The sequence below is a fragment of the Pseudomonas sp. 18173 genome (assembly GCF_050432945.1).
Lineage (GTDB): Bacteria > Pseudomonadota > Gammaproteobacteria > Pseudomonadales > Pseudomonadaceae > Aquipseudomonas.
The window spans coordinates 258,503-271,264 of sequence record NZ_JBKFTN010000003.1; the positions used below are offsets into that span (position 1 = coordinate 258,503).

Consider the following 12,762-nt stretch of genomic DNA (forward strand, 5'->3'; position numbering starts at 1 on the left):
GGTATCGGGTCAGCGCATGCGCTCATCCCGGTTACTTGTTCAGACGATAATCACTCTCTGCAGCAGCAAACCGCTGGAACATACCGGCAGTCGGCGTGCCCATCTTGCTGACGAGGTAGATCGCCAGGCTGGCGAAGATGAAACCAGGGATGATTTCGTACAGGCCCAGCAGCTCGAAGTGTTTCCACACGATCACGGTGATCGCGCCGACCAGGATGCCGGCCAGCGCGCCGTTGCGGGTCATGTCTTTCCAGATCACGGAGATCAGCACCACCGGACCGAACGCGGCGCCGAAACCGGCCCAGGCGTAGCTGACCAGACCCAGTACGCGGTTTTCCGGGTTGGCGGCCAGCGCGATGGCGATCAGGGCCACCAGCAGCACCATGGCGCGACCGACCCAGACCAGTTCCAGCTGGGAAGCCGATTTACGCAGGAAGGTTTTGTAGAAGTCTTCGGTCAGTGCGCTCGAGCACACCAGCAGCTGGCAGCTCAGGGTGCTCATGACGGCAGCCAGGATGGCCGACAGCAGGACACCGGCAATCCACGGGTTGAACAGGATCTTCGCCAGCTCGATGAACACGCGTTCGTGGTTCTCGCTCACTGGCATGGCCACGGCCGGGTTGGCCGAGAAGTAGGCGATGCCGAAGAAACCTACAGCCACGGTGCCGCCCAGGCACAGGATCATCCAGGTCATGGAGATGCGACGGGCCTTGGCAATCGACTTGACCGAATCCGCCGCCATGAAACGCGCCAGGATGTGCGGTTGACCGAAGTAGCCCAGGCCCCAGCCCATCAGCGAGATGATGCCGACGAAGGTGGTGCCCTTGAGCATGTCGAAGTTGGCCGGATCTTGCGCTTCGATCGCCAGGAACGTGGTATCGACACCGCCGGTGGCCAGCAGCACGATGATCGGCGTCAGGATCAGGGCGAAGATCATCAGGGTGGCTTGTACGGTGTCAGTCCAGCTCACGGCCAGGAAACCGCCGACGAAGGTGTAGGCAATCGTCGCCGCAGCACCGGCCCACAGCGCTGTCTCGTAGGACATGCCGAAGGTGCTTTCGAACAGACGGGCACCGGCCACGATGCCGGAGGCGCAGTAGATGGTGAAGAACACCAGGATCACGACGGCGGAGATGATCCGCAGCAGGCCGCTTTTGTCTTCGAAACGGCTGGAAAAGTAATCCGGCAGCGTCAGGGCATCACCGTTGTGCTCGGTCTGCACGCGCAGACGGCCGGCGACGAACAGCCAGTTCAGGTAGGCACCGACGATCAGGCCGATGGCGATCCAGCTTTCGGAAAGACCGGACATGTAGATGGCACCCGGCAGGCCCATCAACAACCAGCCGCTCATGTCGGACGCACCGGCAGACAGCGCGGTAACGACGCTCCCCAGGCTACGACCGCCCAGAATGTAGTCGGAAAGGTTGTTGGTGGAGCGATAGGCCATGAAACCGATCAGCACCATTGCCGCGATGTAGATCACAAATGTGATCAGGGTTGGATTCGTTACGCTCATTAAGTGACGCCCTGGCTTTGTTTTTATGTAGCAGCGGCTGTTGAACCGCTCGCAAACACTGGTGTTCGACAGACGGTTCGGGACGCCGCGCATTTATGACTGATGTTTCCCCAGGAAAGCCATCAGCCGGCTCAACCTCGCTCTAGACGGGTTGCACCTTGGGGTGCGGATGCTATTCAACAAAGCAAACAAGGTGCAACCCATTTTTTGAGAATCAGTTGCACCTGGCAGACATTGACGCAGAACCCATTGTTCTTGCGCCCTTTTTGCGCAGTAACAAAAGATTTCTAGAAGTAAAAGCACCAAGCAGGGGCGGCACATTCGTACCAGAATTCTTTTCCCGACGAGGCGCCGATTTTTCCTGCAAAAAAAGGGTTGCACCCGGTTGCACCTCGGCAGTTGCACGGCTAATCTTGCCGCCAGCTGATGCCACGCAGTCGTGGCAAACATGAGGATAAAAACATGGCTACCACCACCCTTGGGGTCAAACTCGACGACCCGACCCGCGAACGCCTCAAGGCCGCCGCGACCTCGATTGATCGCACGCCGCACTGGCTGATCAAGCAGGCAATCTTCAATTACCTGGAAAAACTCGAGGGTGGTGCAACCCTGACCGAGCTGAGCGGCTTGACCAAGGATTCCGACGACGCCGTCGACGCGCCTCTGGATCACGCCCACCAGTGCTTCCTCGAATTCGCCGAAAGCATCCTGCCGCAATCGGTGCTGCGCGCCTCGATCACCGCCGCCTACCGTCGCCCGGAACCGGAAGTGGTGCCGATGCTGATCGAGCAGGCGCGCCTGCCGGCTCCAATGGCTGAAGCCACCAACAAGCTCGCCGCTTCGATTGCCGAAAAACTGCGTAACCAGAAGAGCGCTGGCGGTCGTGCCGGCATCGTTCAGGGCCTGCTGCAGGAATTCTCCCTGTCGTCCCAGGAAGGCGTGGCACTGATGTGCCTGGCCGAAGCGCTGCTGCGCATCCCGGACAAAGGCACCCGCGACGCGCTGATCCGCGACAAGATCAGCACCGGCAACTGGCAGCCGCACCTGGGCAACAGCCCGTCGCTATTCGTCAACGCGGCCACGTGGGGTCTGCTGCTTACCGGCAAGCTTGTGTCTACGCACAATGAAGCCGGCCTGACCTCGTCCCTGAGCCGCATCATCGGCAAGAGCGGCGAGCCGATGATCCGCAAGGGCGTCGACATGGCCATGCGCCTGATGGGCGAGCAGTTCGTCACCGGCGAAACCATCGCCGAAGCCCTGGCCAACGCCAGCAAATTCGAAGCCAAGGGCTTCCGCTATTCCTACGACATGCTGGGTGAAGCGGCACTCACCGAGCATGATGCGCAGAAGTACCTGGCCTCGTACGAACAAGCCATCCACTCGATCGGCAAAGCGTCCCACGGTCGCGGGATTTATGAAGGCCCGGGCATTTCGATCAAGCTGTCCGCCCTGCACCCGCGCTACAGCCGCGCCCAGTACGAGCGCGTGATGGATGAGCTGTACCCGCGCCTGCTGTCGCTGACCCTGCTGGCCAAGCAATACGACATCGGCCTGAACATCGACGCCGAAGAAGCCGACCGCCTCGAGCTGTCGCTGGATCTGCTCGAGCGTCTGTGCTTCGAGCCGCAACTGACCGGCTGGAACGGTATCGGTTTCGTCATCCAGGCTTACCAGAAGCGTTGCCCGTACGTGATCGACTACGTGATCGACCTGGCTCGCCGCAGCCGTCATCGCCTGATGATCCGCCTGGTGAAAGGCGCGTACTGGGACAGCGAAATCAAGCGCGCCCAGGTCGAAGGCCTGGAAGGCTATCCGGTCTACACCCGCAAGGTGTACACCGACGTGTCCTACATCGCTTGCGCGCGCAAACTGCTGTCGGTGCCGGAAGTCATCTACCCGCAGTTCGCCACGCACAACGCCCACACCCTGTCGGCGATTTACCACATCGCCGGTCAGAACTATTACCCGGGCCAGTACGAGTTCCAGTGCCTGCACGGCATGGGTGAGCCACTGTACGAACAAGTTGTAGGCAAGGTCTCCGAAGGCAAGCTGAACCGTCCGTGCCGCGTGTATGCGCCAGTCGGCACCCACGAAACCCTGCTGGCGTACCTGGTACGTCGCCTGCTGGAAAACGGCGCGAACACCTCGTTCGTCAACCGTATCGCCGACCAGTCGATTTCGATTCAGGAACTGGTGGCCGACCCGGTGGCGAGCATCGAGCAGATGGCAACCGTGGAAGGTGGTTTCGGCCTGCCGCACCCGCGCATTCCGCTGCCGCGTGACCTGTATGGTGCCGAGCGCGCCAACTCCAGCGGCATCGACATGGCCAACGAACATCGTCTGGCTTCGCTGTCTTGCGCACTTCTCGCTACCGCACACAACCACTGGAAAGCGGCGCCGATTCTTGGCTGCGCGTCCAGCAACGAAGCGCCGGCGCCAGTGTTGAACCCGTCCGACCTGCGTGACGTGGTCGGCCATGTACAGGAAGCGACCGTCGAAGACGTCGACAACGCGATCCAGTGCGCCCTGAACGCTGCCCCGATCTGGCAGGCCACGCCGCCCGCCGAGCGCGCCGCGATCCTGGAACGTGCCGCCGACCTGATGGAAGCCGAGATCCAGCCGCTGATGGGCCTGCTGGCTCGCGAAGCCGGCAAGACCTTCACCAACGCCATCGCTGAAGTGCGCGAGGCCGTGGACTTCCTGCGTTACTACGCAGTGCAGGCACGCAACGATTTCACCAATGACGCCCACCGCCCGCTGGGCCCGGTGGTGTGCATCAGCCCATGGAACTTCCCGCTGGCGATCTTCAGTGGCCAGGTGGCTGCCGCACTGGCTGCCGGTAACCCGGTATTGGCCAAGCCTGCGGAACAAACCCCGCTGGTGGCCGCTCAAGCCGTACGCCTGCTGCTCGAAGCCGGGATTCCGCAAGGCGTGCTGCAATTGCTGCCGGGCCGTGGCGAAACCGTCGGTGCCGGCCTGGTCGGCGACGAGCGCGTCAAAGGCGTGATGTTCACCGGTTCCACCGAAGTTGCGCGCCTGTTGCAACGCAACATCGCCGGTCGTCTCGACAACCAGGGCCGTCCAATCCCGCTGATCGCCGAAACCGGCGGCCAGAACGCGATGATCGTCGACTCTTCGGCACTCACCGAACAGGTGGTGATCGACGTGGTGTCCTCGGCATTCGACAGCGCCGGCCAGCGTTGCTCGGCCCTGCGCGTCCTGTGCCTGCAGGAAGACTCCGCCGACCGCGTCATCGAAATGCTCAAGGGCGCCATGGCCGAAAGCCGCCTCGGCAACCCGGAGCGCCTGTCCGTGGACATCGGCCCGGTGATCGACGCTGAAGCGAAAGCCGGCATCGAGAAACACATCCAGGCCATGCGCGACAAAGGTCGCAGCGTGTACCAGGTGGCCATCGCCGATGCCGAAGAAGTCAAACGCGGCACCTTCGTGATGCCGACGCTGATCGAACTGGAAAGCTTCGACGAGTTGCAGCGGGAGATCTTCGGCCCGGTGCTGCACGTGGTTCGCTACAAGCGCAAAGACATCGACCAACTGATCGGCCAGATCAACGCTTCCGGCTACGGCCTGACCCTGGGCGTGCACACCCGCATCGACGAGACCATCGCCAAGGTGATCGACACCGTCAACGCCGGTAACGTCTACGTCAACCGCAACATCGTCGGTGCCGTGGTCGGCGTGCAGCCATTCGGCGGCGAAGGCCTGTCGGGGACCGGCCCGAAAGCTGGTGGCCCGCTGTACCTGTACCGCCTGCTGTCGACGCGCCCTGCGGATGCGATCGAACAATCCTTCGCTCGCGGCGATGCTGGCGCAGCACCGGATGTTCGTCTGCGCGACGCCATGAGCAAGCCATTGACCGCCCTGAAAGCCTGGGCCGACAGCAACAAGTTCGCCGACCTGAGCACCCTGTGCGCACAGTTCGCCGCACAATCGCAAAGCGGCATCACCCGCGTTCTGGCGGGCCCGACCGGCGAGCGCAACAGCTACGCGATCCTGCCGCGGGAACACGTGCTGTGCCTGGCGGAAGTCGAAGGCGATCTGCTGACCCAACTGGCGGCAGTACTGGCGGTTGGTGGTTCGGCGGTATGGCCGGAAACCGACCTGGGCAAGGCGCTGTTCGCACGCCTGCCGAAGGATATTCAGGCACGCATCAAGCTGGTTTCCGACTGGAACAAGGACGAAGTGGTGTTTGATGCGGTTGTGCATCACGGCCACTCCGACCAGTTGCGTGCGGTGTGCCAGCAGGTTGCCAAACGCGCTGGTGCGATCGTTGGCGTGCAGGGTCTGTCGCAAGGCGAAACCAACATTGCGCTGGAACGCCTGGTGATCGAGCGTGCGTTGAGCGTCAACACGGCGGCAGCGGGTGGTAATGCCAGCTTGATGACGATCGGTTAAAACCGATAAGCCGGGCAGCCGCAATAGCCGCCTGGCAATCAAATCCCTGTGGGAGCGGGCTTGCTCGCGAAGAGGCCGTCACATTCAGCATTTATGTTGACTGACATACCGCCTTCGCGAGCAAGCCCGCTCCCACATTTGTTTTGTGGTGCCTGCCAAGTCGTCGCGCTGGTCCGCCATCACGCTCATCAATCATCCTGTTCAGCCTTTATTTCCCCACCTAGACTCGGCCCATTCCAATAAAAGGTAGGCCGCCATGTCCGAGACGTTGCTCAGTTCCCGTAATCTGGCTTTCGAGCTGTATGAAGTCCTTGATGCCGAGGGCCTGACCCAGCGTGAGCGTTTCGCCGAGCACAACCGCGAAACCTTCGATGCGGCCATCGGTACCGCCCGCAGCATCGCCGAAAAGTTCTTCGCCCCGCACAACCGCAAGGGTGACGAGAATGAACCGCGCTATGAAAACGGTCAGGCGATTCTGATTCCGGAAGTGAAACCGGCAGTGGATGCCTTCCTCGAAGCCGGGTTCCTCAATGCCGCGCGCAGTTTCGACGCCGGCGGCATGCAACTTCCTACACTGCTGTCCCAGGCCTGCTTTGCCCACTTTCAATCGGCCAACGCCGCCTCGACGTCCTATCCGTTCCTGACCATGGGCGCGGCGAACCTGATCGAAAGCTTCGGCACCGATGAGCAGAAGCGCCGCTTCCTGCAACCGATGATCGACGGCCGTTTCTTCGGCACCATGGCCCTGACCGAACCGCACGCGGGCTCGTCACTGTCGGATATTCGTACCCGCGCAGAGCCGTCGCCTGACGGTACCTATCGCCTCAAGGGCAACAAGATCTTCATTTCCGGCGGCGACCATCCGCTGTCGGAAAACATCGTGCACATGGTGCTGGCCAAGCTGCCGGACGCGCCGGCCGGGGTGAAGGGCATTTCACTGTTCATCGTGCCCAAGTTCCTGGTCAACGACGACGGCAGCCTGGGCAAGCGCAATGACGTGCTGCTGGCCGGGCTGTTCCACAAGATGGGCTGGCGTGGCACCACGTCCACCGCGCTGAATTTCGGCGATAACGGCGAGTGTGTCGGCTATCTGGTGGGCAAGCCACACCATGGCCTGAGCTACATGTTCCAGATGATGAACGAGGCACGAATCGGTGTCGGCATGGGCGCGGTGATGCTCGGTTACGCCGGCTACCTGTACTCGCTGGAATACGCCCGCGAGCGACCGCAGGGGCGCGTACCCGACAGCAAGGACCCGAACACCGCACCGGTTGCGATCATTCAGCACGCCGACGTCAAACGCATGCTGCTGACGCAAAAAGCCTACGTCGAAGGTTCGTTCGACCTTGGCCTGTACGCGGCGCGGCTGTTCGATGACACCACGACGCTTGCGACCGAAGCCGAACGCAAACAGGCCCACGAACTGCTGGACCTGCTGACGCCGATCGTCAAATCCTGGCCGTCGGAGTTCTGCCTGAAGGCCAACGAACTGGCGATCCAGATCCTCGGCGGCCACGGCTACACCCGCGAATACCCGGTAGAGCAGTACTACCGCGACAACCGCCTGAACCCGATCCACGAAGGCACCCACGGCATTCAGTCGCTGGACCTGCTGGGGCGCAAACTGGCGCAGAACGGGGGCGCGGGGCTCAAGCAACTGATCCGCCTGATCGCCGACACCGCCGAACGCGCCCACGCATTCGAGTCGCTGACGCCACTGCGCGAACCACTGGAGAAACTGGTGGCGCGCCTGCAAACCGTGACCATCGGCCTGCTGACTGACCTGGCCCAGGGCAAGGTCAACAGCAGCCTGGCGAACTCGGCGCTGTATTTGAAAGTGTTCGGGCACACCGTCATAGGCTGGCGCTGGCTGGAACAGGCGATTCGGGCCGAGGAAGGCCTGGCCAAGGACAATGCAGCGGATGTGAGCTTCTATAAAGGCAAGTTGCAGGCGGCGCGCTACTTCCTGACGTGGGAAGTGCCGGGTTGCCACCATGAGCTGGCGATTCTTGAAGCGCGGGATGATGTGTGCCTGGACATGCAGGATGAGTGGTTCTGATCCCGAATCTGTGGCGTAGCTGAAATTCGCGAGCAAGCCCGCTCCCACATTTGATCGCTGGAGCTCACAAATTATGTGTTCGCAGCAGGTCGAGTGTGGGAGCGGGCTTGCTCGCGAAGAGGCCCGCACAGACAACACATCAGCTCAGCTTGAACCCACCCATCTGCCGCGCCAGATCATCCGCCAACCGCTGCAACGTGTGGCAATCATCCCGACAAGCCCTGACCTCCCCCGCCGTCGCCCGCGCCAGATCGGAAATGCCCTGCACGTTGCGGTTGATCTCCTCGGTCACCGCCGATTGCTCTTCGGTCGCCGTCGCGACCTGATGATTCATGTCGCTGATGCGTTCCACCTGGTCGGTAATCGCAGTTAATGACACACCGGTACGCTGGCTCGACTCGACACCGGTCCCGGTGGCGGCTTGCCCGCTGTGCATCGACGAAACGGCGTTTTCCGCACCCTGCTTGAGGCTGCCGATCATCTGCTGGATTTCATCGGTGGACGATTGCGTACGCCGCGCCAGGGTGCGCACTTCATCGGCAACCACGGCAAACCCGCGCCCCATGTCGCCGGCTCGCGCTGCTTCGATAGCAGCGTTGAGCGCCAGCAGGTTGGTCTGCTCGGAAATCCCGCGAATCACCGCCAGCACCTGATCGATGGACGCCACTTGATGGGCCAGGTCTCCCACCGCCGTGGCCGCCACGCCGATTTCCCGGGACATGCTTTCAATGTGGCGAATCGAACCGCCCACCACCTCCCGCGCCTGCAGCGCTTCGTCACGGGCGGTTTGTGAAGCGAACGCCGCGTTGCCGGCGTTCTGGGCGATGTCCTGCACGGTCAGGCCCATTTCGTGAACAGCAGTGGCGACCATGTCGGTCATTTCCTGTTGCCGTCCGGAACGTTCGGCGGTGTTGTCCACCACCCGCGCCACTTGCCCGACAGCAGTGCGCAGGTGTTCGCTGGTGGTCAGCACTTCACCGATCATGTCGCGCTGGCTGTCGAGAAACCGATTGAAGCCACGCGCCAGATCGCCCAGTTCATCGGCGCGACTGGAATCTAACCGGTGGGTCAAATCTCCACCACCGCTACCGATGGCAACCAGCGCCGCTGTTACCTGACGAATCGGCCGCACCAACCCACGGGCCAGCAGCACCACCAGCAACAGGCACACCATCGCCACCGCCAGGCCGATACCGCTGCTCATCCACATGGCGCGGCGGGCTTCGGCGTAGATCTGCGATTGCGGCACTTCGGCCACCAGGGTCCAGCCGAGATCGCGCAATGGCAGGCTCAACGCGAGGAAGTCTTCGCCGTCACGCTGGAAGCCGCTGCTGGTGGCAACTTTTTGACTCATCACCGCTTGTGCCGCCGTAGCGCCAATCTGCTCGGTCAGGGTGCGCTTGCCGCTGAATTGCGCCTCGGGGTGAACCTGGATCAAACCGTCGGAACGCACGAGATAGACCTTGCCGCGCTCACCGAAGCTGAAGTTGTGGATCAGCTCCGACAGCTCTTTCATGCTCAGGCCCAGCCCGGCAACGCCCACGACTTTACCGGCCTGCTCGACCTTGAGGTCGATGAACAGCGCCAATTCTCCGGTGGCCGTGTCGTTGTCGATATTGAGGGTGCGCGGCTGGTTGCTGTCGAGGAAGGTGTAGAACCAGGCGTCTTTGGGATTGGAACGGCTGAGGGTGCGGTCCAGGCCTTTTTCGGTGATGTAGTGGTTTGATGCAGTGCCGATAATCAGTGCGGTAAAGGCTTTGTGTTCGGCGCGGATGCCTTCCAGATAGGTGGCGTAGGTACTGGTCTGCGCACTGTCTTCGCCTGCGGCCAGCCAGTCGCGGACCATGCTGTTGCTGGCAATGTCCTTGGCGGCGGTGAGGGGCTGCACGAGAATGCGCTCGATATCGTTGCGCATCGCCTCGATGCTCGACGGCAACGCCTGCTCGACCAGGTAGCTTTGGGCGAGGCGGTTGACCACGAGGGTATAAATGCCAACCACGATCAGGATACTGACGAGCAGGGCGGTGCCCATGCTCAGGATCAACTGCCACTGAATACTGCGTCGCCAGAACTGCATGGAGCACCCCCAAAGAATAAGAGGCTGAAACACTGCAACAGCCGTGCCGATTGTATACAAGCCAACCGACAATCTATTCTTTGGTTGTGCGCAAAGCCGATCAGGCCTGATTGATCGTCTTGGAAATCACTTCAACCGTGGCGCTGACTTGCTCTTGGTAACGGTCGAGTTCGAGCTTGTGCTGCTTCTGCATTTCGATCTGTTGAGAACACAGATTCATCGCGGCCAGCACCAGCAGGCGGTCACCGATCAGCGTCGGGTACTTCCTCTTGGTGTCGGCCAGGGCTGCCTTCAACATCATCGCGGCGTCCAACAGGGTCTGTTCTTCCCCGGCCGGTGCCTTGATCGAATAGTCCTCTCCCAGGATCGAGACGACTTTTACCCCTGCGGCGTTGTAACTCATGCGCTGACAGGACCTGCGCTGACACGCTCAACCAGGGCCTGAATGCGAGCCGCCGTGGCGCCTTGCTTCTCTTCCTGCTCCATCAGGCTCAGTTGCAGGCTTTCGTTTTCATCCTTGGCCTGGGCCAGTTCTGCAGTCAGGGTCTGGTTGGTACCGAGCAACGTCTGGTTCTGTTGCACCAGGTCACTGACCAGTTGTTCCAATTGGCTTAGGGATGCTTCCAACATTTTGATTTTCCGGGCTTTTTCAAAGGGCGCGTACGATAAAGAAAAGTCACCGTGGATGCCAGGGTTATACAGGCGCAAAGCCTTGATTGCGCTGACGGGCGACCTTCCTCGCGAGTTTTAAAGACTGCGGCTGGCCAATCTGGTTCCTGCACTTCGTCGCCACAAGGTGCAACCGGCTGAAACACACCGGGCTCAAGACTTCAGTCCGGCGACCGATAAGCCATCCATACAAAAGTCTCAGCCCCGCACGGATGCGCTCTCTCCCGGTAAACGCCATGTCCCTTCGTAATATGAATATCGCCCCTCGGGCATTTCTCAGCTTTGCGCTGATCGGTGGCTTGATGATGATTCTGGGAGTGTTTGCCCTGAATCAGATGAGCAAGATCCGCGGTGCGGCCGAGAACATCACCAACAATAGCGTGCCGAGCATCAAGAGCCTGGACGACTTCACCCAGCTCACCTTGCGCCTGCGCGTGTTGTCCTATCGCTTGCTGGTGAACCGCGAGCCTGACGTGCAGCAGAAAACCATGGAACTGCTGGAGATGCGCAACCAGCAGATTCGCACAGCCCAGGCGACCTATGAAAAGCTGATCGCCAGCCCGCAGGAACGTGCGACCTACGATCAATATGTGCAGTTGCTGGGCCAGTACCGCCAGATCGAAGACCGGATGAAAACCTTGTCGCGCAACAATCAGGTCGATGAACTGCGCAGCCTGCTCAACAGCGATTTGCTCAACAACTCCGAAGCGGTCAACGCGGTGTTGAACAAACTGCTGGAGATCAACACCCAGCAGAGCCACGACGCCAACCAGCAGGCCGCGGATCAATACGATTCGGCATTCAACCTGGTGATCACCCTGCTGGTGATCGCCACCGCCCTGACGCTGCTGTTCGCCTGGTTGCTGACCAACAGCATCACCCAACCGATCGCCAATGCCCTGAGCGCCGCCGAACAAATCGCCGAAGGCAACCTGACGCGCCCAATCACGGTCGACGGCCAGGACGAGGCCGGCCGCTTGCTGCTGGCGATGTCGAAGATGCAGGACAAACTGCGTGACACGCTACAGCGCATTTCCGGCTCCGCCACGCAGCTTGCGTCCGCTGCGGAAGAACTCAACAGCGTCACCGACGAAAGCGCCCGCGGCCTGACCCGGCAGAACAACGAAATCGAACAGGCCGCCACTGCGGTCAACGAAATGACCAGTGCCGTGGAAGAAGTCGCGCGCAACGCGGTGAGCACGTCCGAGGCGTCGAAGAACGCCACCAGTTCCGCCGGCGACGGCCGTGATCTGGTGCAGGAAACCGTGAGCGCCATCGAGCGCATGAGTGCTGACGTGCAGAGCACCGCAACCCTGATCGGCGATCTGGCCAACGAGTCCCGCGACATCGGCAAGGTGCTGGATGTGATCCGTGGCCTGGCCGACCAGACCAACCTGCTGGCCCTGAACGCCGCCATCGAGGCCGCACGCGCCGGTGAGGCCGGCCGTGGTTTCGCGGTAGTGGCCGACGAAGTTCGCGCCCTGGCCCATCGCACCCAGCAGTCGACCAACGAAATCGAGCGAATGATCGGCAGCATCCAGAGCGGTACCGAGCACGCGGTGGATTCGATGCGCAACAGCACCGAACGCGCCGAATCGACCCTGAACATCGCTCGCGGTGCCGGGATGTCGCTGGACACCATCAACAGCGCCATCGTCGAAATCAACGAACGCAACCTGGTGATCGCCAGTGCCGCCGAAGAACAGGCGCAGGTAGCCCGCGAAGTGGATCGCAACCTGGTGAACATTCGCGACCTGTCGGTGCAGTCGGCCACCGGGGCGAATCAGACAAGCGCGGCGAGCAACGAACTGTCGCGCCTGGCGGTGGACCTGAACACCCTGGTTGGGCGGTTCAGCCTGTAATCGCCAACACAATACCTGTGGCGAGGGGGCTTGCCCCCGTTGGGCCGCGTAGCGGCCCCCATCCCGATCAGCGCGTTTACACCGTTGAAAAGCATCGCCACATTTACGACTGCTTCGCAGCCGAACGGGGGCAAGCCCCCTCGCCACAATGATTTCACCCGGCGTG

Annotated in this window: 6 protein-coding genes and 3 pseudogenes; 4 read left to right on the top strand and 5 right to left on the bottom strand. The window is 61.4% G+C overall.

Going from position 1 to position 12,762, the window contains the following annotated elements; translation table 11 throughout:
* Positions 1 to 31: 31 nt before the first annotated feature.
* Positions 32 to 1,516: a sodium/proline symporter PutP gene (gene putP, locus ACLD1X_RS05030; RefSeq protein ID WP_429366390.1), complete on the bottom strand. Its 1,485-nt coding sequence runs from the start codon at positions 1,514 to 1,516 to the stop codon at positions 32 to 34.
* A gap of 462 nt (positions 1,517 to 1,978) precedes the next feature.
* On the opposite strand from putP, the gene putA reads away from it, so the two are divergent.
* Both putA and ACLD1X_RS05040 read left to right on the top strand, forming a co-directional pair.
* The gene (gene putA, locus ACLD1X_RS05035; RefSeq protein WP_429366391.1) at positions 1,979 to 5,929 is read left to right on the top strand and encodes a trifunctional transcriptional regulator/proline dehydrogenase/L-glutamate gamma-semialdehyde dehydrogenase; all 3,951 of its coding nucleotides are present in this window, start codon (positions 1,979 to 1,981) and stop codon (positions 5,927 to 5,929) included.
* A gap of 256 nt (positions 5,930 to 6,185) precedes the next feature.
* Positions 6,186 to 7,988, top strand: a complete 1,803-nt coding sequence (locus ACLD1X_RS05040; RefSeq protein ID WP_429366392.1) for an acyl-CoA dehydrogenase — start codon at positions 6,186 to 6,188, stop codon at positions 7,986 to 7,988.
* Positions 7,989 to 8,127: 139 nt separating this feature from the next.
* On the opposite strand, the gene ACLD1X_RS05045 is transcribed toward ACLD1X_RS05040, so the two are convergent.
* The 4 genes and pseudogenes from ACLD1X_RS05045 to ACLD1X_RS05060 form a co-directional block, all read right to left on the bottom strand.
* Complete coding sequence (locus tag ACLD1X_RS05045) at positions 8,128 to 8,973, bottom strand: methyl-accepting chemotaxis protein (RefSeq protein ID WP_429366461.1); 846 nt, start codon at positions 8,971 to 8,973, stop codon at positions 8,128 to 8,130.
* An 18-nt stretch (positions 8,974 to 8,991) separates the two neighbouring features.
* A pseudogene (locus tag ACLD1X_RS05050) lies at positions 8,992 to 10,065 on the bottom strand (HAMP domain-containing protein); the annotation flags it as partial.
* Positions 10,066 to 10,165: 100 nt separating this feature from the next.
* The gene (locus ACLD1X_RS05055) at positions 10,166 to 10,468 is read right to left on the bottom strand and encodes a cell division protein ZapA (protein WP_102698611.1); all 303 of its coding nucleotides are present in this window, start codon (positions 10,466 to 10,468) and stop codon (positions 10,166 to 10,168) included.
* Complete coding sequence (locus ACLD1X_RS05060; RefSeq protein WP_007971835.1) at positions 10,465 to 10,695, bottom strand: hypothetical protein; 231 nt, start codon at positions 10,693 to 10,695, stop codon at positions 10,465 to 10,467. Before ACLD1X_RS05060 ends, ACLD1X_RS05055 begins: the two co-directional genes overlap by 4 nt.
* A 341-nt stretch (positions 10,696 to 11,036) precedes the next feature.
* On the opposite strand from ACLD1X_RS05060, the pseudogene ACLD1X_RS05065 reads away from it, so the two are divergent.
* Positions 11,037 to 11,693: pseudogene (locus ACLD1X_RS05065) on the top strand (MCP four helix bundle domain-containing protein); the annotation flags it as partial.
* A 303-nt stretch (positions 11,694 to 11,996) separates the two neighbouring features.
* Positions 11,997 to 12,596: pseudogene (locus ACLD1X_RS05070) on the top strand (methyl-accepting chemotaxis protein); the annotation flags it as partial.
* Positions 12,597 to 12,762 lie beyond the last annotated feature (166 nt).

Coding starts and splice junctions, on each gene's coding strand:
- putP (WP_429366390.1), bottom strand. CDS start 1,516: ATGAGCGTAACGAATCCAACCCTGATCACATTTGTGATCTACATCGCG.
- putA (WP_429366391.1), top strand. CDS start 1,979: ATGGCTACCACCACCCTTGGGGTCAAACTCGACGACCCGACCCGCGAA.
- ACLD1X_RS05040 (WP_429366392.1), top strand. CDS start 6,186: ATGTCCGAGACGTTGCTCAGTTCCCGTAATCTGGCTTTCGAGCTGTAT.
- ACLD1X_RS05045 (WP_429366461.1), bottom strand. CDS start 8,973: ATGATCGGTGAAGTGCTGACCACCAGCGAACACCTGCGCACTGCTGTC.
- ACLD1X_RS05055 (WP_102698611.1), bottom strand. CDS start 10,468: ATGAGTTACAACGCCGCAGGGGTAAAAGTCGTCTCGATCCTGGGAGAG.
- ACLD1X_RS05060 (WP_007971835.1), bottom strand. CDS start 10,695: ATGTTGGAAGCATCCCTAAGCCAATTGGAACAACTGGTCAGTGACCTG.